Origin of the sequence: Acidovorax sp. ACV01 (genome assembly GCF_014851495.1) — a bacterium.
In the GTDB taxonomy this organism is placed as follows: Bacteria; Pseudomonadota; Gammaproteobacteria; order Burkholderiales; family Burkholderiaceae_C; genus Acidovorax; species Acidovorax radicis.
This window is the reverse complement of sequence record NZ_JACUZT010000006.1, coordinates 177,634-201,750: the sequence shown is the minus strand read 5'-3', so window position 1 is coordinate 201,750 and position 24,117 is coordinate 177,634. Positions and strand designations below refer to the sequence as shown.

Sequence of the window (24,117 nt, the reverse complement as noted above, 5' to 3'; positions counted from 1 at the left end):
TCACCCCGCCGTCTAACCCGCCGCAGAGGCCTGGGGGCTGCAGAAAATGCAGGGCGTGGCGGCTGGCGCTGCGGCGCTCTCGGTATGGTTGCAGCAGTGCTCCAGCCACCCCGCCACCAGCCGGTACACCGACAGGTTGGTGCGGGCCGTGGGCGCGCACAGGTAGTAGCCCAGCGGGCTGTCAAAGCGGTCTTTCAAAGGTTCTACCAGAGTGCCTGCCTGCAGTTCGTCTTCCACCAAGCAAGTGGGCACGATGCCTACGCCAAAGCCTGAAACCGCTGCGCGGATGATGAGTGAATACAGGTTGAAGCCCGGTCCGAACCGGCTGGCGCCGGTGTCCAGACCGTTGGCTTCCATCCAGTCCTGCCAGGCCAGAGGCACCTCAATGTGCTGCAGCAGCGTGGCGCGCATCAAATCTTGCGGGGTGTTCAGGGGCAGGGCGGCCTGCAGTTGCGGGCTGCACACGATGCTGGTTTCCTTGCCAATCAGGTAGCGCGCATTGGCGCTGGGCCAGTTGCCGTAGCCGTACTGGATGGCAGCGTCGAATTCATGCGGCGTCGCAAAGTCGTGCGCGTGCTGGTAACGCACAAAGTTCAGCGACACCTGCGGCAGCGTGCGCTTGAAGTGGCCCAGGCGCGGAAACAACCACTGCGCCGCAAACGTGGGCGGCACGGACAGGTTGAGCGAGCCGCCATCGCCCCCGTAGGACATGAGCTGTGCCGTGGCAGATTCCAGCGCGGCCATGGCGGGGCGGGTGGCGTTGAGGTAGGTGGCACCCGCCTCGGTCAGCTCCAGCCCGGTGGCTTTGCGGATGAACAGCTTCTGGCCCAGGTAGTCCTCCAGCGCCGCAATGTGGCGGCTGATGGCGCTTTGCGTCACGCACAGCTCGCGTGCGGCCATGGTGAAGGCCTGGTGCTTGGCGGCGGAGTGAAAGGCGTTCAGCTCAGAGATGGTGGGGCACAGGCGGCGCATAGATATGACCTAGGGAGTATGAGTAGGGCTCATGGGATGGTGAGATTTTAGGCGTTGCGGATAAGGGCAATTGGCCCGATAAATGCGTCCTGTGACAGCAACGTGTCAAGCGCCACACTTTGTAGATGCTGCAATGCACCAGATGGATGCTTGACGGTCTTCATGGCCCCCTGAAAAAGCAGGCTATGAGTAATTTTGAAGCCATCGCGCCCACTTTGACGAATCTCATGACCTCTTTGTTGATTGAAAACAGCCGTGTGCTGGATGTCCACGCACTCACACTGCGCACTGGCCTGTCCGTTCTGGTGCAGGACGGCCGCATTGCGGCGGTAGGCACCGACTTGCCGGTGCCAGAAGGGACCACCACGCTCGACGCCAAGGGCATGACCCTGATGCCCGGCCTGATCGACTGCCACGTGCATGTGGTGGCGTCTTCGTTCAACCTGGGCGCCGTGGCCAAGATGCCCAATGTGTTCACCATGATGCGCTCGCTGCCCATCATGAAGGGCATGCTGGAGCGGGGCTTTACCACCGTGCGTGATGCGGGCGGCGCCGACTGGTCGCTGGCCGAGGCGGTGCGCACGGGGCTGGTGCAGGGGCCGCGCATCTTCCCTGCGGGCAAGGCGCTGTCGCAAACCGGTGGGCATGCGGATTTCCGCCAGCGCAACGATGACCTGGATGTGTGTTCGTGCGCCTACAAGCTGGGCAACATTGGCCGCGTGGTCGATGGCGTGGACGCCTGCCGCCTGGCGGTTCGTGAAGAGATCCTCAAGGGCGCCACGCAGATCAAGGTGATGGCTTCGGGCGGCGTGGCCTCGCCCAACGACCCGATTGGCAACCTGGGCTATTCCGAAGCCGAGCTGCACGCCATTGTGGAAGAGGCATCCAATGCCAACACCTATGTCATGGCCCACGCCTACACGCCCCGGGCCATCGCCCGCGCCGTGCGCTGCGGCGTGCGCACCATCGAGCACGGCAATCTGGTGGATGCGCCCACGGCAGAGTTCATGGCCGAGATGGGGGCTTTCATGGTGCCCACGCTCATCACCTACGAGGGCCTGGCCAACGAGGGCGAGCGGTATGGCCTGCCTGCGGTGTCGATTGCCAAGATCGATTCGGTACGTGGGCAGGGCAAGCAGGCCATCGAGATCCTGGCCAAGGCGGGCGTGAAGATGGGCCTGGGCAGCGACTTGCTGGCCGAGACGCATTACCTGCAGTCCGACGAGTTGCGCTTGCGCGCGGAGATTCTGGGCAATGGCCCGGTGCTGCAGCAGGCCACGCTGATTGGCGCGGAGATTCTGGGCCAGCAAGGCCAGCTGGGCGAAGTCACGGCCGGTGCCATTGCCGACATCTTGCTGGTCGATGGCAACCCGCTCACCGACATCACCTGCCTGCTGAACCAGGGCGAGCGCATTCGCGCCATCGCCAAGGACGGCGTGTGGGTCAAGAACACCCTTTGAGTCCCTTTCACCCCCCTCACCCCCCATCCCATCCCCCTACCGGAGATCACCATGCAACGTAGAAATTTCGTCAAGCTAGGCGGCGCCGCGGCGGCTCTGCAGTTCCTTCCCTCCATCGGTTTCAGCCAGCAAGGTGAGGTGTTCCGCATTGGCTCGCTCACGCCCATCACCGGCGCAGGCAGCCCCTACGGCCCGGGCATGCAGCAGGCCATCCGACTGGCAGTGGATGAGGTCAATGCCGCGGGCGGCGCGGGTGGCCGCAAGCTTGAACTCTTCACCGAAGATGACCAGACCAAGCCCGACGCGGCCGTGCTGGCCGCCAAGAAGCTGATCGAGGTGAACAAGGTGCAGGCGGTGCTGGGCACCTGGGCCTCGGGCGTGACGCTGGCAGTGATGCCGCTGACGGATGCGGCGGGCATCATCCAGATGAATGTGTCGGGCGCGCCCGCCATCTCCACGCTGGACACCAAGGACCTGGTGTGGCGCTTTCAGGCCACCAACGACCGCTTTGGCGCGGCCTTTGCCGAGATTTGCACCAAGCGCGGCTTCAAGCGCCCGGCCACGATGGCGTTCAACAACGCATCCGGCCTGGGCAACGTGGAAGGCTTCACCAAGGCCTGGGAGAAACGCGGCGGCAAGGTGGCGGCCCATGTCACCTACGAACCCAGCCGCCCCAGCTACCGCAGCGAGCTGCAGAAGATTCTGGCCGCCAAGCCCGATGTGATCGTGATGGGCTCGTACCTGCCCGACACCACCATCATCCTGCGCGAGTGGTTCCAGTCCGGTGCGGAAACGAAGTGGATCATCCCCGGCTGGGCGGCCAACCCCGATCTGGTGAAGGCCCTGGGCGCCGAGGTGTGCGAGGGCATCATCTCGGTGGACACCGTGTCCAACGAAAAGAGCGCTTCGTATGCCCAGTTTGACGCGGCCTTCACCAAGGCCACGGGCAAGGCGGCCTCCACCAACATCTACGCCGCCATGGCGTACGACATGGTGATCTCGCTGGCGCTGGCCATGGAAGCCGCAGGCCCCAAGGCCACGGTAGAGCAGATCAACGCCAAGCTGCGCGATGTCTCCAACGCCCCCGGCACGGCCGTGTTCACCTTTGCCGAAGGCAAGGCGCAACTGGCCAAGAAAGCCAAGGTGAACTACGAAGGCGCATCGAGCAAGCTGGACTTTGACAAGGCGGGCGATGTGACGCCGGACTTTGGCGTGTTCATCATCGAAAAGGGCCAGCTGGTGCGGCGCGACGTGGTGTCCATCACGATGTGATGGACCGCGCCCGGTGCGCCTGCCAGGTGCAGGCCCCGGGCATTTTTTTTGCGGCGCACAGCGCAGATGTGCATGGGATGACGGAATGACGCAATGACCTGGATCGACTTTGTAAACCTGCTGATCAACGGATTGATCGAAGGCCTGGTGGTGGCACTGCCTGCCCTGGCCATGACCCTGGTGATGGGCGTCAACCGCTTTCCCAACGCAGCCACTGGCGACATGCTCACCACCGGCGCCTACGCTGCCGTGGCGGTGCAACTGCTGGGGGGCTGGCCGCTGTGGGCGGCGGCGCTGGGCAGCATGGTGGTCACGGCCGTGGTGTCGGCGGGCTCGTACACGCTGATCTTTCGCAAGCTGGCCGGGCGGCCCATGGTGTCGTCCATGCTCGCGGCCATTGGCCTCGGGTTTTTGCTGCGCAGCTTGATCGGTTTTTTTGCCGGGCATGATCAGCGCACGTTTGACCTGCCCCTGGTGCGCGCCTGGAACTTTGGCGGCATTCGCGTGTTGCCCACCGACCTGGCCATTGCGGCGGTGGCCGCCGCAAGCCTCGTGGTGGTGTTTGTGCTGATCTACCGCACCAGCTTTGGCCGCCAGCTGCGCGCCGTGGCCGACAGTGCAGACCTGGCGCGGGCCAGCGGCATTCGCGCCAATGGGTTGATGCTTAGTTTGTGGCTGCTGGTGGGGGCCTTGTCCTCGCTGGGCGGCGTACTGCTGGGCATGAAGGCCGTGGTCAGCCCCGAGATGGGGTGGGAGAGCCTGATTCCTGCCTTCGCGGCCATGGTGCTGGGCGGCATCGGTAGCCCGGTGGGTGCGGTGCTGGGTGCGTTGCTGCTGTGTGTGGCGCAAGAGCTGGCGGTGCCGCTGATGGGGCCGTCGTACAAGCTGGTGCTGTCGTTTGTGGTGTTGGCCCTGGTGCTGCTGGTGCGCCCGGCGGGCATCATGGGCCGCGTGCAACTGGTGCGGTAAGGAGTTCGACCGATGATTGCTTACCTGTGTGCCATTGGCATCGTTGCGCTTATCTATTGCCTGCTGGCGCTGGGCCTGAACCTGCAGTTCGGCCTGACCCGGCTGGTCAATTTTGGCGTCGTGGCGTTCTTTGCCGTGGGCGCCTACACCTCGGGCCTGTTGGCGCTGCAAGGCGTGCCGCTGGTGCTGTGTTTTGTGGCGGCGGCTGTGCTCTCGGGCTTGCTGGCGCTGCCCATTGGGCTGCTGTCGCTGCGCCTGCGGGATGACTACCTGGCCATCGTGACGCTGGGCTTTTCGGAGGCGGTGCGCATCTCCATTCAGCAAGAAAGCTGGCTGACCAAGGGCGTGCAGGGCTTGCCCGGCTTGCCCAAGCTGTTTGCGTCCTGGGGCAGCGGTGTGTCGGACATGGCAATTTTTGCCACGCTGCTGGCGGTGGTCGCTGTGGTGGCCTGGGGCACGGTGCGCCTGGCGGCCAGCCCGTTTGGGCGGCTGCTCAAGGCCATTGGCGACGATGAGCCCGCGTTGTCGGCCCTGGGCAAGGACCCTGCCTGGTTCAAGGTGCAGGTGTTCATGCTGGGGGCGGCGCTGGCGGGTGTGGCAGGGGCGTTCTATGCGCACTTCATAACCTTCATCACGCCAGAGCAGTTCATCCCGCTCATCACGTTCTATGTGTGGATGGGACTGGTGATGGGCGGCTCAGGCACGGTGCGCGGCGCGGTGTTTGGCTCGCTGCTGCTCATGGTGTTTCTGGAGGGCTCGCGCTTTGCCAAGGACTGGGTGCCGGGCGTGTCAGAAGTTGGCATGGCCAGCTTGCGCCTGGCGGCGGTGGGCCTGGCGCTGATTCTGGTCACCCTGTACAAGCCCAACGGCCTGTTTGGAGGCAAAACCCAATGACCGCAACAACGATGCTGAAGGTGGAGGCCGTCACGCGGCAATTCGGGGGCTTCAAGGCGGTGGACGGTGTGTCGCTGCAATTGGGTGCGGGCGAGATTTTGGGCGTTGCAGGCACCAACGGTGCGGGCAAAAGCACGCTGTTTGCCGCAATTGCCGGGCAGCAGCCAGCGGACGCGGGGCAGATCCAGTTTGAGGGGCGGGACATCACCCGCATGCCCCCATACCGCCGGGCGCGGCTGGGGCTGGTGCGCACGTTCCAGATTCCGCGCGAGTTCAAGAGCCTCACGGTGCACGAGAACCTGATGGCGGCCGCCGCCAACCCGCAGGGGGAGCGGCTGGTGAATGCCTTCTTCCAGACGCGCAGCCTGCGCGAGCACGAGGCGCAGCTGTCTGCCAAGGCGGACCGCATCCTGCAGTTTTTGAACCTGGCGCGGGTGCGCGATGTGACGGCGGGGGGCTTGTCGGGCGGGCAGAAGAAGCTGGTGGAGCTGGGCCGGGTACTGATGCTGGACCCGCGCTGCATCTTGCTGGACGAGCCGTTTGCCGGGGTGAACCCGGTGCTGATCGAAGAGATTTGTGACCGCGTGCGCGAGCTGAACGGGCAGGGCATTGCGTTCATCGTGATCGAGCACCACCTACAGGCGCTCAAGTCGCTCTCCAACCGCATGATCGTGATGGACCGGGGCTCCATCCTGGCCGAGGGCGACCCGCACACGGTGCTGGACGACCCACGCGTGCAGGAAGCCTATATGGGAGGGGTGGTATGAGCGGCGCAGACAACTTGCTGCAGATCGCGCAATTGCGCGGCGGGTATTCCGAGGTGGACATCATCCACGGCATTGACCTGGCCGTGGCGCCGGGCGAGATCGTGACCATTGCGGGCACCAACGGTGCGGGCAAATCCACGCTGGTGAAGGCGCTGCTGGGCCTGTTGCCAAGGGTGGCGGGCACCATCCACCTGGGTGGGCGCGACATCACGGCCTTGTCGGCCGAAGACCGCTTTGACGCCGGGCTGGCCTACGTGCCACAGGTGGCCAATGTGTTCCCGTCGCTCACCGTGCGCGAGAACCTGTTGGTGGTGCGTGGTGTCGCAAACATCAAGCGCCGTATGGACGAGGTGCTGGCCGACTTTCCGGCGCTGGTGGAACGATTGCCTCAGCCCGCCAGCAACCTCTCGGGCGGCGAGCGCCAGCAACTGGCCTTTGCGCGGGCCCTCATGCCATCGCCGCGCATCATGGTGCTGGACGAGCCCACGGCGGCGCTGGCACCGTCACTTGTCGGCAAGGTGTTTGACATGGTGCAAAAGCTGCCCGCCGCAGGCGTGGCGGTGCTGATGGTGGAGCAGCGCGCGCGCCAGGCGCTGCAGATCAGCCAGCAGGGCTACATCCTGGACCAGGGGCGGTGCGTGCTGCAGGGCCCCGCACACGGGCTGCTGGCCGATGAGCGCATGGCGCAGTTGTATCTGGGCAATCACTGAGCCGCCCGCAATCCAGCCGGCCATGAAAAACCCCGATAAGGCGTTGCGCCTTAGCGGGGTTTGCTATTTATTTGATAGCTTGTAGCGCTTGATGGATAAGCGCTAGCACCTGTTTTGATACTTAACGCAGCACCAGCACAGGGATGTGCGAGTGTGTCAGCACATGCTGCGTTTCGCTGCCCAGCAACAGGCGCTTGAGGCCCTTGCGGCCGTGGGAGGCCATCACGATCAGGTCGCACTTGTGCTTCTTGGCGGCCGAGATGATGGCCTCGGCCACGAGGTCGGATTTGGCGATGACGGCCTTGACTGTCACCCCCTGGGCGCCGCCCTGGGCTTTCACGCCATCGACCATGGCCTGGGCTGCGTCGCCCCATTGCGATTCGATGCGTTTCACGTCATTCGTATCGACGGGCATGCCGCCTTCGAAGTAGCTGCGTGGGTAGCGTGGCACTACCTTGAGGGCTACCGCAGATGCGCCGGTGAGGGCGGCCAGGGACAACCCATGTTCCACGGCCTTGTCCGAGAGGGGTGAGCCGTCCGTTGCGATCAGGATGCGCTTGTACATAAAAGATCTCCTCAAAGTGATGGAACGAGCTTAGGATGAATCATGTTCCGGGACTTGATGCAGGTCAATGTACGTGTCATGTCCGAACGATAGGCTTGAACCATGTCAATGTTTCGACCCGGTGCGCCGGCCCCATCCCCGGTGCATGCGCTTGGTGCTGTCCCTGGTGCGGAGCCCCCCGCGCAGGCCATGCTGCTGGATGATCCGCAGGAGTGGCCAGCGTTCGGTCGCCCCCTTGCGCCAGCGGACAAGGCACCTGCAGATCCTGCCACTTGCGCCTGGGACTCCCACGTGGTGCTGGAGGGGATGCACTGCGCGGCCTGCGCGCTCACGATTGAGGATGCCCTGCGGAGGGTGCCTGGCGTATTGCAGGCAGACGTGAGTGCCGCCACGCGCCGCGCGCGTGTGGTGTGGCAACCCTCGCGGGTGCAGCCCTCGCAGTGGATGGAGGCTGTGCACAAGGCGGGCTACCGCGCCATGCCCGCCATGGATGCCTTTGTCCGCGAGCAGCGCCAGCGCGAGAGCCGCCGCGCCCTGTGGCGCTGGCTGGTGGCAGGCTTTTGCATGATGCAGGTGATGATGTATGCGTGGCCCGCGTATGTGGCGCAGCCCGGGGACCTGACGGGCGAGATGGAGCAACTGCTGCGCTGGGCCTCATGGGTCATCGCGCTGCCCATGGTGGTGTTTTCGTGCGGCCCATTTTTTGCCAGCGCGCTGCGCGACGTCAGGCAGCGCCGGGTGAGTATGGACTTGCCCGTGGCGCTGGGCATGGCCATCACCTTTGTCGTGAGCACCGCGGGCACCTTCGACCCCGCGGGCATCTTTGGCAGGGAGGTGTACTACGACTCTTTGACCATGTTTGTCTTCTTCCTGCTTACCGGACGCTGGCTGGAGCTGCGCCTGCGCGACCGCACGGCCGGTGCGCTGGAGGCTGTGATGAACCGCCTGCCCGACAGCGTGGAGCGGCGCGCGGCCGATGGTAGCTTTGTGCGCGTGGCCACGCGCCGCGTCGTGGTGGGTGACACCATTCGCGTGTTGCCGGGTGAGGCGTTTCCGGCCGATGGGCGCATCACCCTGGGCAACACCCATGCGGATGAATCCTTGCTGACGGGTGAGTCCACCCCCGTGGCGCGCGCTGAGGGCAGCGTGGTCACGGCGGGCAGCTACAACCTGCAGGCGCCGGTGGAGGTGCATGTAGAAGGCACGGGCGGGCAGACCCGCTTTGCTCAGATCGTGGCGCTTATGGAAAGCGCGTCGTTGCAGAAGCCACGCCTTGCCCAATTGGCTGACCGCATTGCCCGCCCCTTTTTGGTGGCGGTGCTGGTGGCGGCGGGCTTGGCTGCGATGTGCTGGTGGCCATCTGACCCAGGGCATGCGCTCATGGTGGCGGTGGCCGTGCTCATCGTCACCTGCCCCTGTGCGCTGTCGCTGGCGACCCCGGTGGCGATGCTGACGGCCGCTGGCACGCTGGCACGCCACGGCGTGTTGGTGCGCAACCTGCAAGGGCTGGAGGCGCTGGCCCGCGTGGACACCGTGGTGTTCGACAAGACCGGGACGCTCACGCGGGACGGCATGGCACTGCAGGCCGTGCGCACGGCCAGTGGGTGGACCGCCGAGGAAACGCTGTCCCTGGCTGCTTCCCTCGCGCGCCACTCGATGCACCCGGCATCGCGCGCGGTGGTGGCGGCCGCTGCGGCGGGTGATGGCCGCTGGGGGGTAGCTGGTTTGCAGGAGGAAGCGGGGTTGGGTTTGGTAGCCATGGTGTGCGACACCAGGGATGCAGTCCAGCCCGTACGCAAGGTCCGACTCGGATCTGCGCACCATGCAGGCGTGGCTGCGGACGATGCCAGTACCGCGCTGCAGGTGGTGCTGTCGGAACAACATGCCGATGGCACGGTGTCAGAGCTGGCCCGTTTCGACCTGGTGGAAGACCTGCGCCTTGAGGCGCCCGCCGTGGTGGCTGCGCTGGAGCAGGGCGGTGTGGCGGTGCAATTGCTGTCGGGCGACCGCATGGGCGCGGTGCAGCGTGTGGCGGCACAGGCAGGCATTGTGCACGCGGCGGGCGAGTGCACGCCGCAGGGCAAGCTGGTCGCATTGCAGGCGCTGCAGGCTGCTGGCCACCAGGTGGCCATGGTGGGCGACGGTTTGAACGATGGCCCGGTGCTGGCCGGTGCGCACGTGTCCTTTGCGTTTGGCCGCGCAGTGCCGCTGGCGCAGTCGCAGGCCGATTTTGTGGTGCTGGGCGACAGCCTGGCTTTGGTGCCACAGACCGTGCTGCTGGCGCGCCGCACCTTGCGCGTGGTGCGCCAGAACCTGTGGTGGGCGGCGGGCTACAACGCGTTGTGCGTTCCGCTGGCGGTGGTGGGCTGGATGCCTGCCTGGCTGGCCGGGCTGGGCATGGCGCTGAGCTCATTGTTGGTGGTGCTCAATGCGGCACGTCTCGCACGTGACCTGCCTCCGCTGCCCGGGATGCAGGAGATGCCGCGAAAGGAGGAGGGGGCTCTGTGCCCTTCCTCAGTCCTTTCTGCCAGCAGCGCGTTGCAGCCGTCCCTGGATCTTTCGAAGACAACCCTGGAGCCTGTCTGATGGACATCCTTTATCTCCTGATTCCGCTGTCCGTAATGCTGGTTCTTTTGATTCTGGGAGGGCTGTGGTGGGCGGTGTACCACGGCCAGTTCGAGAGCGTGGAACAAGAGGGCGAGCGCATTCTCCGAGACGGTTGACTTGTGTCAATGCCCGATGGCCCCGACTGCAACAAACTCTTACTGCATTACAAAGAGGTGCCCGATGGATTCTCCAAAAACAAGTGCTGCGCACTACAACGATACGGTGGTGCGGCAGTTTTCTATCATGGCCGTGGTTTGGGGGGTGGTTGGCATGCTGGTGGGCGTCATCATTGCCGCCCAACTTGCCTGGCCTGAGCTCAACTTCGGCATTCCGTGGCTCAGCTATGGGCGCTTGCGCCCGCTGCACACCAACGCGGTGATCTTCGCGTTCGGCGGCTGCGCGCTGTTCGCCACCAGCTATTACGTCGTGCAGCGCACGAGCCAGGTCCGCCTGTTCGCCGGGCCGCTTGCGGCGTTCACGTTTTGGGGTTGGCAGCTGGTCATCGTGGCCGCAGCCATCAGCCTGCCGCTGGGCTACACGTCCGGCAAGGAATACGCAGAACTTGAATGGCCCATCGACATCCTGATCACGCTGGTCTGGGTGTCCTACGCCATCGTGTTCTTTGGCACGATCGGCGTGCGCAAGGTCAAACATATCTACGTGGCCAATTGGTTCTTCGGCGCGTTCATCCTGGCCGTGGCTTTGCTGCATGTGGTCAACAGCGCTGCGATTCCTGCAGGCTTCATGAAGAGCTACTCGGCCTATGCCGGCGTGCAGGACGCCATGGTGCAGTGGTGGTATGGGCACAATGCGGTGGGCTTTTTCCTGACCGCTGGTTTCCTCGGGATGATGTACTACTTCATCCCCAAGCAGGCAGGCCGTCCGGTGTACAGCTACCGCCTGTCCATCGTGCACTTCTGGGCGCTGATCTTCACGTACATGTGGGCCGGCCCCCATCACCTGCACTACACCGCGCTGCCCGACTGGACGCAATCGGTGGGCATGGTGTTCTCGCTGATCCTGCTGGCCCCCAGCTGGGGCGGGATGATCAACGGCGTGATGACGCTGTCGGGCGCCTGGCACAAGCTGCGCGACGACCCCATCCTGCGCTTCCTGATCGTGTCGCTGTCGTTCTACGGCATGTCCACGTTCGAAGGTCCGATGATGTCCATCAAGACCGTCAACGCCCTCAGTCACTACACCGACTGGACCGTGGGCCACGTCCACTCGGGAGCGCTGGGCTGGGTGGGCCTCATCTCCATGGGCTCGCTGTACTACCTGGTGCCCCGCCTGTTTGGCCGTGAAAAGATGCACTCCATCAAGGCGATTGAGCTGCACTTCTGGATGGCCACCATTGGCATCGTGCTGTACATCGCCGCGATGTGGATCGCCGGTGTGATGCAGGGCCTGATGTGGCGCGCCATCAACCCCGACGGCACGCTCACCTACACCTTTGTGGAAAGCGTGAAGGCGACCTATCCGTTCTATGTGATCCGTGTGGCCGGTGGTCTGCTGTACCTGGGCGGCATGGTAGTGATGGCCTGGAACGTGTGGGTGACTGCGATCTCCGGCCGTTCGGTCAAGGTGGCGATCCCTGCCGTGAATGCGGCCCACGCCTGAGCCGAAGGAGATAACTCATGTCTAACAACAACCCATCGAATTCGACCGGCTTCTCCCATGAAAAGGTGGAGACCAACAACTTCCTGATGATCGTGCTGATCCTGCTGGTGATCGCCATTGGTGGCCTCGTAGAGATCGTTCCGCTGTTCTTCCAGAAGTCTACGACCGAAGCGGTCAAGGGTGTCGAGCCCTACAACGCCATGCAACTGGTGGGCCGTGACATCTACATCCGTGAAGGTTGCTACAACTGCCACTCGCAGATGATCCGCCCCTTCCGCGCTGAAACGCTGCGCTACGGGCATTACTCGGTGGCGGGTGAGTTTGTGTATGACCACCCCTTCCAATGGGGCAGCAAGCGCACGGGCCCCGACCTGCACCGCGTAGGGGGCAAGTACAGCGATGAATGGCATCGCATCCACCTGAACAATCCGCGCGACGTGGTGCCCGAATCGAACATGCCCGCCTACCCCTGGTTGGAAAAAAATGCCGTGGAACCCGCCAGTGTGGCCCCCCGCATGAAGGCCTTGCGCACGGTGGGGGTGCCTTACACCGACGAGCAGATCGCTGCATCTGCCGCCGACGTCAAGGGCAAGACCGAGATGGAAGCGCTGATCGCGTATCTGCAAGTCATGGGCCGCGCGCTCAAGTAAAGGAGATTCGCCATGGACATCACCACCATGCGCATCGTTGCCACGCTGGCATCGATGGCCTGCTTTGTCGGCATTTGGGTCTGGGCCTATCGGGGCCGCAACAAGGCCCGGTTTGACGAGGCCGCGCGGCTGCCCTTTGAACAAGATTGATCCCACCAGAACGAGAACACCCCATGAGTGACTTCACCAGCAATTTCTGGTCGGTCTTTGTGACCACACTGACCCTGGTCGGCATCATCGCCTGCGGCATCCTGCTGTGGATGGCGGGCCGCAAGAAGGTGATGGCCACCGCCGACAACACCACTGGCCACGTCTGGGACGAGGACCTGGTCGAGATGAACAACCCCCTGCCGCGCTGGTGGGTGTGGTTGTTCGTCATCACCATCGTCTTCGGCTTTGGCTATTTGGCGGCCTACCCAGGTCTCGGCAGCTTTACCGGCAAGCTCAACTGGACGCAAAAAGGCGAGTACGAAGCCGAGATGGCCAAAGCCAAGACCGAACTGGAGCCGCTGTATGCCCGCTTTACTTCGATGAAGCCGGAAGACATTGCCAAGGACCCACAGGCACAGGCCATTGGCGAGCGCCTGTTCATGAACAACTGTGCGCAGTGCCATGGCTCGGATGCCCGGGGTAGCAAGGGCTTCCCTAATCTGGCCGATGGCGATTGGCTTCATGGCGGCGCGCCCGAGAAGATCCGGGAAACGATCGAGAAAGGTCGTGTTGGCAACATGCCTCCCATGGCTGCGGCAGTGGGTTCCCCTGAAGATGTGCGCAATCTCTCACACTACGTGCTGAGTCTGTCTGGTAGCCCCCACGATTCGCTGCGTGCTTCACTGGGCAAGTCCAAGTTCACGGCATGCGCAGCCTGCCACGGAATGGATGGCAAGGGCAATCAGGCACTGGGTGCCCCGAATCTCACAGATGACATCTGGCTGCATGGCTGGGGCGAGGCGGCCATTGCTGCCATGGTCAACAACGGCAAGGTCAACCAGATGCCCGCTCAGGCGGACAAGCTCACAGAAGCTCAGATCGGTGTACTGTCGGCCTACGTCTGGGGCCTGTCGAACGGCAAGTAGGCGCCCTGCACGCTAAACCTTGGGCGGTACTTTGGTGCCGCTCCAAGGATTGTTTGAACTGAGTACTTCGAAGCAAACGGATCGACACCACCATGAAGCCACCCAGCGAGCCCGCTCGCAAGGTCATCCCGATTTCACCGATTGCATCCGATGGCTCGTCGCAGGGCGAGATTGTGTCTCTCTACGAGGCGCAAAAGAAAATCTATCCACGCTCCATCAGTGGCGTGTTTGCACGCTGGCGCTGGGGCATGGTGTTTCTCACGCAGCTCGTTTTTTACGGGCTGCCCTGGTTTGAATGGGGGCAGCGCCAGATGGTGCTGTTTGACCTGGGGGCTCGGCGGTTTTACATCTTCGGCCTGGTTCTGTACCCCCAGGATTTCATCTACCTCACGGGCCTGCTCATCATTTCTGCGCTGTCGCTGTTCCTGTTTACGGCGGTGGCGGGGCGGTTGTGGTGCGGATTTGCGTGCCCGCAAACGGTCTATACCGAAATGTTCATGTGGATCGAGCACAAGATCGAAGGTGATCGCAGTGCCCGACTACGGCTGGACAACGGCCCATGGACCTTCGAGAAAGTCCGCAAGAAGTTCTTCAAGCAAGTGATCTGGATCGCGGTGGCGCTGTGGACTGGGTTTACGTTCGTGGGCTATTTTGTGCCGATCCGTGAGCTTGGTGCGGAGTTGCTGGTGATGCAGGGGGGCTGGCAGATATTCTGGGTGCTGTTCTACGGCTTTGCCACGTATGGCAATGCGGGCTACATGCGCGAGCAGGTGTGCAAATACATGTGCCCCTATGCGCGCTTTCAGAGCGCCATGTTCGACAAGGACACGCTGATCGTCAGCTATGACGTGGAGCGGGGCGAACCGCGCGGCCCGCGAAACAAGAACATCGATCAGAAGGCCAAAGGTCTGGGCGACTGTATTGACTGCACGCTGTGCGTGCAGGTATGTCCCGTGGGCATCGACATCCGCAAGGGGCTGCAGTATGAGTGCATTGGTTGCGGGTTGTGCGTGGATGCTTGCAACACGGTCATGGACAAGATGCACTACCCAAAGGGGCTTATCCGGTTTTCCACACAGAACGGCGTGGCGCAGCGGTGGAGCCAATCGCAGATCCTGCGCCGGGTGCTGCGGCCGCGTGTGCTGATCTACAGCGCAGTGCTGGTAGCCCTGTGCGTGGGCATGATGGCGAGCCTTGTCACGCGCACGCCGCTCATGGTCGATGTTGTGCGTGACCGCGCTGCGCTCTCTCGCATCGTCGCCGGTGGCAAGCTGGAGAACATCTACCGCCTGCAGATCATGAATGCAACCGAAGGACCCCAACGCTATCGCATCGGTGCGCGTGGCCTTGAAGGGCTGGAAGTGGCGTCCGATGCTGAGGTGGAAATCGGAGCGGCAGAGTCCCGGTGGGTGGCTGTCCGACTGCAGATACCGTATGGTTCGGCGCCTCCGGGATCGCACGCTGTGCAGTTCGACGTGCAGGCACTCGGCGGGGCCGCCCATGTGACTGAGAAATCCGTGTTTCTGGTGCCGCGGTAACGCGCGTGCACACTGGTGCAAGGTCTTCGCGGGCCTTGCTTTGACGAAAAATATTTTTGAGGAGTCATCACATGCCATCCAGTTCCACCCTCGGCACTGCCCCTTCCGCTACGGCGCCATGGTGGAAGTTCGGCCATGTCTGGCTGATCATCGCTGGTCCTGTGATCGTGATCATTGCGGGTTTTGTCACCCTCTGGCTGGCGATTTCGCGCCCCGACCCCGTGATCGCCGAGGACTATTACCGCCAGGGCATCGAGATCAACAAGACGCTGGAGACTCCACACAAGAGCCTGGCTCCCGCGATGAAAGGCCGCAACCATGCGGCCACTCCGGTCCAGGACCAGCCGCGCTGAACACCCCCTGGCCATGCGGTTTGTCTGCGCGGCCTTACCAGGAGAAAAATCAATGTGGACGCAACGCCTGATGTGGATTGCATGGCCGGCCTTCTTGATGGCAGGCGTCATGGAGGTGCTGGTTTTTGCGATGGTGGATCCGCAGGACTTGCACTGGTTTGGGCAGCCGTTGGCGTTGTCGCGTCAGGGCGTCTACACGCTTGCTTTTTTCGCGTTCTGGATGATCACCATGGCGTCCAGCGCATTGACGACATTGTTGGCGATGTCGCCCTTTGAACTCAACCGCTGCCCGGTCCCCGAGGGGGATCGCCCCGATGACTGTCGAAAGACTTCATCTTGCCCTTGATGGGCTGCGGTAGCTGGCCGGTAGATACGGAGAGAGGCCGCCGCCAACGCATTGCCTTGGTCAGTGGCAGGCCTGCTGGTTGTTCACGATGCGCTTGAGTGCATCGGTTTCCAGGATGCGCACATGGCGCTGCTTGACCTCGACAATACCTTCTTCCACAAACTTGGAAAATGTGCGGCTCACGGTTTCGAGCTTGAGCCCCAGGTAGCTGCCAATTTCCTCACGCGTCATGCGCAGTACGAGTTCGGACTGTGAAAACCCACGGGCATGCAAACGTTGCACAAGGTTCAGCAGAAACGCTGCCAGGCGTTCCTCGGCGCGCATGCTGCCCAAGAGCAGCATCACCCCATGCTCACGCACGATCTCGCGGCTCATGATCTTGTGCACATGGTGTTGCAGCGCGGTGACCTCGCGGGACAGTTCTTCGATGCGGTCAAAGGGCATGACGCAGACTTCTGCGTCTTCCAGGGCCACTGCGTCGCAGGTATGGTGATCGTTCACGATGCCATCCAGGCCGATAATCTCGCCCGCCATCTGGAAACCAGTGACCTGGTCGCGCCCATCTTCGGTGGCTACACAGGTCTTGAAGAAGCCGGTGCGGATGGCATAGAGCGATGTGAAGGCTTCGCCGTTGCGAAACAGCGTTCCGCCCCGTTTGATCTTGCGGCGGACGGCAACGACTTCGTCAATGCGTTGCAGTTGGTCTTCGCTCAGGCCAACCGGCATGCACAGCTCGCGCAGGTTGCAGTTAGAGCAGGCGACTTTGATGGTGAGCGGGTTCATAGGCACAGATGCTGGGTTAGGTTTGAGCATATCGCCTCATCTGCCTGTAAGACAGGCTTGTGGGTACGGATGGGCGAATGACATGCATCAAATTGTCGCTGTTCGGCCCCGTGCATCACTTGATTCAGGTCAAGGACATGGGGGACAGCTTACGGCACAGTCAAAGTGTACGCAAGGAATTTGCCCATGACTGCTGTTTCGCCTGATCTTCTGCGCCGTTTCGACGTGCCAGGGCCCCGCTATACCTCTTATCCAACCGCCGACCGTTTCGTCGAGGCGTTTGGGCAGGACGACTATGCGCTTGCACTAGAGCAGCGCAGGCTGGGCTCCATGACGAAGGCGTTGCCGTTGTCGCTGTATGTGCACATCCCCTTTTGCGAGTCGCTGTGTTATTACTGTGCATGCAACAAGATCATCACCAAACACCATGATCGGGCAGATACCTATCTGCGGTACCTGAGTCGCGAAATCGATCTGCACACAGCGCACTGCGGCACGGGGCAGGTGGTGAGCCAGCTGCACCTGGGTGGTGGTACGCCTACTTTTTTGTCCGACGACGGCTTGCGTGAACTCATGGTCATGCTCAAGCGCAGCTTCTCGCTCGCGCCGGGCGGAGAGTATTCGATTGAAGTAGATCCGCGCACCGTCAATGCCGACCGCCTTGCCGTGCTCGCGGAACTGGGATTCAACCGACTGAGTTTTGGAGTGCAGGATTTTGATCCTGAGGTTCAAAAGGCTGTTCATCGCATACAGCCTGCCGAGCAGGTGTTTTCGCTGGTGGAGTCCGCACGTTCGCTGGGTTTTGAATCCATCAATGTGGACTTGATCTACGGCCTGCCGCGCCAGACGCCCGAGTCGTTTGATCGCACGCTGGCCCAGGTTGTGCAGCTGCGGCCTGACCGCATCGCCCTGTATGCCTATGCCCACCTGCCGGAGCGCTTCAAGCCCCAGCGCCGCATTGTTTCTGCCGAGTTGCCCGCGGGGGCGGGCAAGGTGTCGATGCTGTCCCGTTCGCTGGCTGCCTTCATGGACGCTGGGTACGTGTATGTGGGCATGGACCACTTTGCGTTGCCGGCCGACGCATTGGCGGTTGCCAAGCGCCAGGGCCGTCTGCACCGCAACTTCCAGGGCTACAGCACACAGCCCGATTGCGATCTGATTGGCCTGGGCGTGTCGGCGATTGGCCGGGTGGGGGCGACCTACAGCCAGAACGCCAAAACTCTGGACGAGTACTACGATTTTCTGGACCAGGGGCGCTTGCCCGTGGTGCGTGGGCTCGCCCTGACCCGCGATGACCTGGTACGCCGCGCCGTCATCATGGCGTTGATGTGCCAGGGTGAGTTGTTGTTTGAGCCCATGGAGCAGGCCTGGTTGATCGACTTTCGGGCTTATTTCTCTGCCGAGCTGGAGCAACTGGAAACCATGGCTGAGCAGGGGCTCGTCGTGGTGAGACCCGACGGGGTCGAGGTGACGGCCATGGGCTGGTTCTTCGTGCGCGGCATCGCCATGGTTTTTGACCGTTACCTGCAGGCAGATCGCAACCGAGCCCGTTTTTCGCGCATCATCTGACTCTCATGATTGCAACGGTTGCCTCGACCGCCTTGCTGATGGGACTGGTTGGCGGGTCCCATTGCTTAGCCATGTGCTCCGCGCCCTGCGCAGCGTTGGTGGGGCAGGGAGAGTCGCGGAGTTTGCCCAAGACGGGTGGGGATTTGGAGGCACAGGCTTCCTCGCAGACGGTCCAAACTGTGCAATGGATGCCTCGGGGTGGTGTCATTCGGCGCACGGCTGCTTTCCATGTCGGTCGGCTGGCTGGGTATGCCGTGGCGGGCGGTTTGGCCGCGCTCGCCATGGATAGTCTGGCATGGTTGACCCAACAGACGGCGGCGCTGCGCCCGGCGTGGACCCTGGTCCATGTCGCGGTGATGGCCTGGGGGTTGATGATGATGGTCCAGGCCCGCCAGCCCCAATGGGTGGAGCAGGCGGGTCGCACTGTGTGGTCACATGTCAAGCCGCTTGTCAGCGCCCCTGGCGGGGTTCTCGCTGCAGGGGGACTCTGGGCGCTAATGCCCTGTGGATTGCTTTATTCGGCCCTGTTGGTAGCCGCCCTGAGCGGCGGACCCTTGGAAGGGGCGTTGACCATGGCGTTGTTTGGCCTGGGCAGCGGTGTGTGGCTGGTGGGCGGGTCGTGGGCATGGGCACGGCTGAAAACACGGATCAATACAGCGCGTGCGGACTGGGGGACCCGTATCGCGGGGGGCTTGCTCTGCGCAGTCGCCAGCTGGGCACTGTGGATGGACTTGGTCTACAAGCCATCGCTGTGGTGCCGTTAGCTTGTTTCCAACCGGAAGTTGCATAGCAAAGGGGTTGACGAGTTCCTTTAAACCCATGTCTATACAAGGGTGATCTGGGGTGGGCTTCGCGGACGCATCCAAGTGTTGCCGCGCCGCTGCGGTGCAGGCGCAGTCCTTCGACAAGGCCCCCGAACTGGCGATAATCTGTGTAACCATTGGTGGCATTGAAGTCGCCATGTTTCACACGCCCCGAAGTGAACTCTTCCATCCTCATCGACATCAGCCAACTGCGTGTCGGCATGTACATCCAGCTCGACTTGGGCTGGATGCATCATCCGTTCCCGGTGAGCAGTTTTCGCGTGGCGTCGGCGGAACAGATTGCCACCCTGCGTGAACTGGGGCTCACCGAGGTACGTTATCTTCCCAAGAAGAGTGATCCAGAACTGAGGGAACTTGTCCCCGCCGCCTGGAGCGTCCCGGAAATGAAGGCACCGTCCTTGAACGGACTGGATGCGGCAGGCTCCGCCGCGACCGTGGACCCGGAGGCGCTGCGCAGGCGTGAACTGTTGGAAGCCCAGAACCGGACTCTGGCAGTCTGTGACCAGCGATTTGGAGAGGCCACCCGCCAATACCAGGCGCTGGAGCGTGTGGTCTCCGAACACCCCGACCAGGCGCGTGCCAAAGGCGATACGCTCGTGTCCGGATGTGTGGCCGAGCTCCTCGAAAACGGGGATTCCGTCATCCGGCTGTTGTCAGAAGGTGTCGGCGAGCGCAATGCCCTGCATCCGATCAACGTGATGGTGATCTCTCTGTTGCTGGGCCGCGCACTGGGTATGAAAAGTGCCGAGCTGCACGACCTTGGCATCGCGGCGTTGATTCATGACCTGGGCAAGCTCAAGCTGCCACCGAATCTCAGGCAACCTACGCCCTCGATGATTCCGATGGAGCGCACGCGCTACGAGACCCATGTGGGTGAGTCTGTGGCACTGGCCACGCGCATGGGCTTGCCCGAAGCCGTGCTTACCGCCGTTGCCAGGCACCATGAGATGGCCGATGGCAGCGGGTTTCCATTGCGGCTGTCAGGGCCCGACTTGGGGCGTGCGAGCCAGGTGCTTGCGTTGGTCAATCGGTATGACCGCATGTGCAACCCTGCCAACGGAGTGGATGCGCTCACGCCCCACGAGGCGCTGTCAGTCATCTTTGCGCAGCTCAAGGCGCGGTTTGATTCTGTGGTCCTGGGTGCATTCATTCGCATGATGGGGGTGTACCCACCGGGCTCCATCGTCCAGCTGGTCAACGACCGTTATGCGATCGTGGCTTCAGTCAATTCTTCGCGCCCCCTGCGGCCCAAGGTCATTGTTCATGACTCCCGGGTCCCCAAGGATGAGGCGCCCATATTGGATCTGGAAACCGTGCCAGAGCTGGGCATCCGGCGCAGTCTCAAGCCCGCGCAATTGCCACGCGATGCCCTGGACTACCTTTCCCCCCGTCAGCGTATCTGCTACTTTTTCGAGCGCGCAGTCAGCCCCGGCCCCGAAGAGGCTGGTTCGTGACCGTTGTGCAGTCCCACGGCTGGCTCGACGGTTTGCAGGAAGCTGTCTGGTTGGTCGATGAGGCCAGCCTGCTCATCCTTCATGCGAATGCCGCAGCGCAGCGGCTGGTGGGTTTGCCTGCGGCCTCTATGGTTGGCACGCCGGTGCTGCGTCTGGCTTCCACACCACAGGATGTTGCGTTCTGGGGGGAGTCAGCGCAGGTGGTTGCAGACGGCATCCATTCCCACACCAGCCTTTTGCGCGCAGATGGAGCCCTGGTGCCGGTTGACCGGCGGGTGACACGCGTTCCGGGAGAAGGGGCTTCGGGCACCGTTTTCATGCTGACGATGCTGGACCGGAGTGTCCAGGATGCCACCGAGCGCGAGCTGGAAACCCTGTTGTCTGAACTGCGCGCGACGCTGGATTCCGCAGCCGATGGCATGCTCGTCTGCAGCCTTGATGGCCGGGTGCGGGCCTTCAACCAGCGGCTTGCGCAGTTGTGGAATATTCCCCGTGATTTGCTGGTGCAGCGCAACGATGCGGCGGTGTATGCGCACATGGCGGCCCAAGTGGAAGACGCGCGTGCCTACTCGGAGCGCCTGGCGGCCATTGCACGTGAGCCGATGCAGGACAGTACAGACATTCTGGTGTTGAAGAGTGGCCTGGTGCTGGAGTTGCGGACCGTGCCCCAGTTTGGCCAGGGGCTGCCCGTGGGGCGCGTGTATTCCTACCGGGACATTACTCGCCAGACGGAGATACAGGTCAGCCTCAGGCTCGCAGCAAGGGTGTTTGAGTCCAGTCTCGACGCCATCTTCATCGCCGACAGCCATCACCGGGTCTTGCGCATGAACCCGGGTTGCGAGCGCCTGGTAGGGCCTTCCGCCAAATCGTTCGAAGGATGCATGGCCGCTTCTTTGTTCGGAGGGGGTTCGGATGCGGCTTTCATGGAGCAGGTGCTGCAGGGTTGGGCGGAGGATGGTTTCTGGGAGGGCGAGCTGTGGCTCCCCCGGGACAATGGCACCTATTGCGCGGTGCAGCTGTCATGGGTGGCGCTGCGCGACGATGAAGGGCGCCTGGTGCAGAGCATCGGCTTCATGCGCGACCTGACGCTGCAGCATGCGGCCCAGAAGCGCATCGAGGAGCTGGCCTACAGCGACGTGCTCACCGGCCTGCCCAACCGCCTGCTGTTGTCGCAGCGGGTGGACACGGCCATTCAGGGGGCGCGCCAGAGCGACACGGGTTTTGCGATCCTGTTCCTGGACCTCGACCGTTTCAAGATCATCAATGACTCCTTGGGCCATCCTTTTGGGGACCGTGTGCTGCAACTGGTCGCCGAGCGCCTGCAGGCCTGCCTGCGCCAGACGGACATGTTGTGCCGACTGGGTGGCGACGAGTTTGTCATCTACCTGCATGGCGGAGATGCCGTAGTGGCAGAGAGTGTGGCGCGCCGCATCCTGGAAGACATGCTCAACCCTTTCATGCTCGACAGCATGGGTTTCTCCATTCAGTGCAGCATTGGTATTGCGTTGTATCCGCAGGATGGCGCAACGCTGGACGACCTCATCAAGCAGGCCGACACGGCCATGTACCGGGTCAAGGAACGGGGGCGTGGCAGCTATGGCTTTTACCAGCCGCAGATGAATGCCAATCTGCTTTCCCGCATGCAGATGGAGCATGCGATGCGCCAGGCGCTGGGGTTGGACCGCATGGCGGTGCACTACCAGCCGCAGGTCAACATGGCCACCGGGCGCATCACGGGGGCGGAGGCCCTGATCCGCTGGACCGACCCCGAGTTCGGCGCCGTATCGCCGGGGCAGTTCATTCCCCTGGCGGAGGAGTCAGGCTACATCGTCACTCTGGGCGCGTGGGTCATGGAGCAGGCTGTGCGCGAGGCGGCGGTGTGGATGCACAGTGGCATGCCGATCATGATCTCCGTGAACGTGTCGGCGCTGGAGTTCCGGCAGCCGGATTTCGTGGACCGTATCACCCGGCTGCTGGCCGTGCACCAGCTGCCGCCCACGTTGCTGGAGCTGGAGCTGACCGAAACCATCCTGCTGCAGGATGCGCAGGAAATGGAGCAGCGTCTGCGTGTCCTCGCCGGCCTTGGGATTGGCTTGGCCATCGATGATTTTGGTACGGGATATTCCAGCCTCGCGTATCTCAAGAAGCTGCCGATCAGCAAGCTCAAGATCGACCAGTCGTTTGTGCGCGGCCTGCCCGACGATGATGGTGACCGGGCCATCGTGAGCGCCATCATCAGCATGGGGCGTGCCATGCACATTGAGGTGGTGGCAGAGGGGGTGGAAACAGAAACCCAACAGGCGGTGCTGCTGCAGATGCAGTGCGACCACTACCAGGGGTTTCTCTGTGCACCTGGCCTTCCCGCCCAAGAGTTTCGAGCCTTGCTCAGCAAACCATTGCCCTTGAAGGCGCAGGGCCGGCGCAGTCCAGTCCAGAACTGAGGCCATCCTGCTGCTGCGCCACCCCGGCTGCCCCGGGGGCGTTCGCAAGGCTTAAAACGCCGCGATGCCCTTCCAAAGCATGTAGGCCGCCAATCCGAACAACAAGGACGCAAACACGCGCTTGAGCTGCTTGACTGGCAGGCTGTGCGCGGCCTTGGCGCCCAATGGGGCGGTGAGGACGCTGCAGGTCGCGATCACTGCCAACGCGGGCAGCCAGATGTAGCCCAGCGAAGCCGCAGGCAATCCGCTCACGTTCTGCCCGCCGATCACATAGCCCACCACATTCGCCAGCGCAATTGGAAACCCGAGCGCAGCGCTGGTGGCCACGGCATTGTGGATGGGCACGTTGCACCAGGTCATGAATGGCACGCTCACGAACCCGCCACCGGCACCTACCAGGCCCGACAGGAATCCGATCACGCCACCTGCCGCCACCTGGCCAGCCCCACCGGGCATCTGGCGCGTGGGGGCGGGCTTTTTGTCCAGGAACATCTGTGTGGCGGAGAAGCTGACGAACAAGGCGAAGAAGATGGCCAGGAAGGAGCCCTTGAGCAGAGCGAACACGCCCAGGCTGGCCACAAACCCGCCGAGCACGATGCCGGGTGCCAGGCGTTTCACGATGTCCCATCGCACCGCGCCACGCTGGTGGTGAGCCCGCACGCTGGAGATCGATGTGAACATGATGGTGGCCATCGATGTGGCAATTGCCATCTTCACTGCGAGATCGGGAGCCACCTTCTGCGCGCCCAGGATGTAGGTCAAGAAAGGCACCAACAGCATGCCGCCGCCAATGCCCAGCAGCCCCGCCAGAAAACCTGTAGCCAGACCAAGTACACCGAGTTCAACAATCAGCAAGGGATCGAGCATGGCGCACAGTCAGGCAAGGGTGGAACGAGGGCGGGGACGCGCGGAGAAATGCCCTGTCGGAGGTGCTGCAGCGTTTGGTTGCGGTGACAGGAGCATGCGGAATAAGGTGTCTGCGAATGCCACCGGACTCTCATCCTGAACCGGGGGTTCAGGTGGGCGAGGGCAGCCAAGCGTTGGGTTCATCTGACGCGAGATGATCACGCTCACCGGGCAATGTACCAAGCCCGAGCTCGTTGAGCATTGGTTCAAGGAAATATAAAGCCCGGCGGCTTCGCAGACATCGTCATTGTAGGCGCTGGCGCCTTGCACCGCAGATATGGGGGCATGTAAAGCCCGTAAGCTTTTGGGACGTGCAGCAAGGGGGCGGTTCTGCATGCGCC

23 protein-coding genes are annotated in these 24,117 nt (G+C 62.8%); 19 read left to right on the top strand and 4 right to left on the bottom strand.

The window, feature by feature from the left end; translation table 11 throughout:
• Positions 1–12: 12 nt before the first annotated feature.
• Positions 13–972, bottom strand: coding sequence for a LysR substrate-binding domain-containing protein (locus tag IB243_RS18260; RefSeq protein ID WP_192428630.1), 960 nt, complete (start codon positions 970–972; stop codon positions 13–15).
• A gap of 227 nt (positions 973–1,199) precedes the next feature.
• On the opposite strand from IB243_RS18260, the gene IB243_RS18255 reads away from it, so the two are divergent.
• From IB243_RS18255 to IB243_RS18230, 6 genes are all read left to right on the top strand, one after another.
• Positions 1,200–2,432, top strand: coding sequence for an amidohydrolase family protein (locus IB243_RS18255; protein ID WP_099730658.1), 1,233 nt, complete (start codon positions 1,200–1,202; stop codon positions 2,430–2,432).
• 51 nt (positions 2,433–2,483) lie between these two features.
• A complete protein-coding gene (locus IB243_RS18250) occupies positions 2,484–3,704 on the top strand; it encodes an ABC transporter substrate-binding protein (RefSeq protein ID WP_192428629.1) in 1,221 nt (406 codons plus the stop codon).
• 93 nt (positions 3,705–3,797) lie between these two features.
• The gene (locus IB243_RS18245) at positions 3,798–4,673 is read left to right on the top strand and encodes a branched-chain amino acid ABC transporter permease (protein WP_192428628.1); all 876 of its coding nucleotides are present in this window, start codon (positions 3,798–3,800) and stop codon (positions 4,671–4,673) included.
• Positions 4,674–4,685: 12 nt separating this feature from the next.
• Entirely contained in the window at positions 4,686–5,567 is an 882-nt protein-coding gene (locus IB243_RS18240) for a branched-chain amino acid ABC transporter permease (protein ID WP_099741468.1), read from the top strand.
• The gene (locus IB243_RS18235; protein ID WP_225585035.1) at positions 5,564–6,334 is read left to right on the top strand and encodes an ABC transporter ATP-binding protein; all 771 of its coding nucleotides are present in this window, start codon (positions 5,564–5,566) and stop codon (positions 6,332–6,334) included. The genes IB243_RS18240 and IB243_RS18235 overlap by 4 nt, the downstream gene beginning before the upstream one ends.
• Positions 6,331–7,044 carry an ABC transporter ATP-binding protein gene (locus IB243_RS18230; protein WP_099741466.1) on the top strand — a complete coding sequence of 238 codons (714 nt, stop codon included), beginning with the start codon at positions 6,331–6,333 and terminating at the stop codon, positions 7,042–7,044. The genes IB243_RS18235 and IB243_RS18230 overlap by 4 nt, the downstream gene beginning before the upstream one ends.
• Positions 7,045–7,165: 121 nt before the next feature.
• On the opposite strand, the gene IB243_RS18225 is transcribed toward IB243_RS18230, so the two are convergent.
• Positions 7,166–7,609 carry a universal stress protein gene (locus tag IB243_RS18225; protein ID WP_010460646.1) on the bottom strand — a complete coding sequence of 148 codons (444 nt, stop codon included), beginning with the start codon at positions 7,607–7,609 and terminating at the stop codon, positions 7,166–7,168.
• Positions 7,610–7,798: 189 nt separating this feature from the next.
• Between IB243_RS18225 and IB243_RS18220 the strand changes: the two genes are divergently transcribed.
• The 9 genes from IB243_RS18220 (at position 7,799) to IB243_RS18180 (ending at position 15,799) form a co-directional block, all read left to right on the top strand.
• Positions 7,799–10,195, top strand: coding sequence for a cation-translocating P-type ATPase (locus IB243_RS18220; RefSeq protein ID WP_192428803.1), 2,397 nt, complete (start codon positions 7,799–7,801; stop codon positions 10,193–10,195).
• A complete protein-coding gene (gene ccoS, locus IB243_RS18215) occupies positions 10,195–10,332 on the top strand; it encodes a cbb3-type cytochrome oxidase assembly protein CcoS (protein ID WP_010460651.1) in 138 nt (45 codons plus the stop codon). The genes IB243_RS18220 and ccoS overlap by 1 nt, the downstream gene beginning before the upstream one ends.
• A gap of 64 nt (positions 10,333–10,396) precedes the next feature.
• Positions 10,397–11,836, top strand: coding sequence for a cytochrome-c oxidase, cbb3-type subunit I (ccoN, locus tag IB243_RS18210; RefSeq protein ID WP_010460653.1), 1,440 nt, complete (start codon positions 10,397–10,399; stop codon positions 11,834–11,836).
• A gap of 17 nt (positions 11,837–11,853) precedes the next feature.
• The gene (ccoO, locus tag IB243_RS18205) at positions 11,854–12,486 is read left to right on the top strand and encodes a cytochrome-c oxidase, cbb3-type subunit II (protein ID WP_010460654.1); all 633 of its coding nucleotides are present in this window, start codon (positions 11,854–11,856) and stop codon (positions 12,484–12,486) included.
• Positions 12,487–12,498: 12 nt separating this feature from the next.
• A complete protein-coding gene (locus tag IB243_RS18200; RefSeq protein ID WP_010460656.1) occupies positions 12,499–12,636 on the top strand; it encodes a cbb3-type cytochrome c oxidase subunit 3 in 138 nt (45 codons plus the stop codon).
• A gap of 23 nt (positions 12,637–12,659) precedes the next feature.
• Positions 12,660–13,562 carry a cytochrome-c oxidase, cbb3-type subunit III gene (ccoP, locus tag IB243_RS18195; protein WP_192428627.1) on the top strand — a complete coding sequence of 301 codons (903 nt, stop codon included), beginning with the start codon at positions 12,660–12,662 and terminating at the stop codon, positions 13,560–13,562.
• 92 nt (positions 13,563–13,654) lie between these two features.
• On the top strand, positions 13,655–15,100 hold the full coding sequence (gene ccoG / locus IB243_RS18190; protein ID WP_192428626.1) for a cytochrome c oxidase accessory protein CcoG: 1,446 nt from the start codon (positions 13,655–13,657) through the stop codon (positions 15,098–15,100).
• A 71-nt stretch (positions 15,101–15,171) separates the two neighbouring features.
• Positions 15,172–15,453, top strand: coding sequence for a FixH family protein (locus IB243_RS18185; protein WP_192428625.1), 282 nt, complete (start codon positions 15,172–15,174; stop codon positions 15,451–15,453).
• Between the two features lie 52 nt (positions 15,454–15,505).
• Entirely contained in the window at positions 15,506–15,799 is a 294-nt protein-coding gene (locus IB243_RS18180) for a hypothetical protein (protein WP_010460664.1), read from the top strand.
• A 60-nt stretch (positions 15,800–15,859) separates the two neighbouring features.
• Here the strand turns inward: IB243_RS18180 and fnr are convergent, their stop codons facing one another.
• Complete coding sequence (fnr, locus tag IB243_RS18175) at positions 15,860–16,582, bottom strand: fumarate/nitrate reduction transcriptional regulator Fnr (RefSeq protein ID WP_010460666.1); 723 nt, start codon at positions 16,580–16,582, stop codon at positions 15,860–15,862.
• A gap of 186 nt (positions 16,583–16,768) precedes the next feature.
• Here fnr and hemN point away from each other — a divergent pair, with 186 nt between their 5' ends.
• From hemN to IB243_RS18155, 4 genes are all read left to right on the top strand, one after another.
• Positions 16,769–18,151: an oxygen-independent coproporphyrinogen III oxidase gene (hemN, locus tag IB243_RS18170; RefSeq protein ID WP_192428624.1), complete on the top strand. Its 1,383-nt coding sequence runs from the start codon at positions 16,769–16,771 to the stop codon at positions 18,149–18,151.
• Between the two features lie 5 nt (positions 18,152–18,156).
• On the top strand, positions 18,157–18,915 hold the full coding sequence (locus IB243_RS18165) for a sulfite exporter TauE/SafE family protein (RefSeq protein WP_192428623.1): 759 nt from the start codon (positions 18,157–18,159) through the stop codon (positions 18,913–18,915).
• Between the two features lie 215 nt (positions 18,916–19,130).
• On the top strand, positions 19,131–20,429 hold the full coding sequence (locus IB243_RS18160) for an HD-GYP domain-containing protein (protein ID WP_035197271.1): 1,299 nt from the start codon (positions 19,131–19,133) through the stop codon (positions 20,427–20,429).
• Complete coding sequence (locus tag IB243_RS18155) at positions 20,426–22,870, top strand: bifunctional diguanylate cyclase/phosphodiesterase (RefSeq protein ID WP_192428622.1); 2,445 nt, start codon at positions 20,426–20,428, stop codon at positions 22,868–22,870. The genes IB243_RS18160 and IB243_RS18155 overlap by 4 nt, the downstream gene beginning before the upstream one ends.
• A gap of 51 nt (positions 22,871–22,921) precedes the next feature.
• Here the strand turns inward: IB243_RS18155 and IB243_RS18150 are convergent, their stop codons facing one another.
• On the bottom strand, positions 22,922–23,737 hold the full coding sequence (locus IB243_RS18150; RefSeq protein ID WP_010460678.1) for a sulfite exporter TauE/SafE family protein: 816 nt from the start codon (positions 23,735–23,737) through the stop codon (positions 22,922–22,924).
• Between the last annotated feature and the right edge of the window lie 380 nt (positions 23,738–24,117).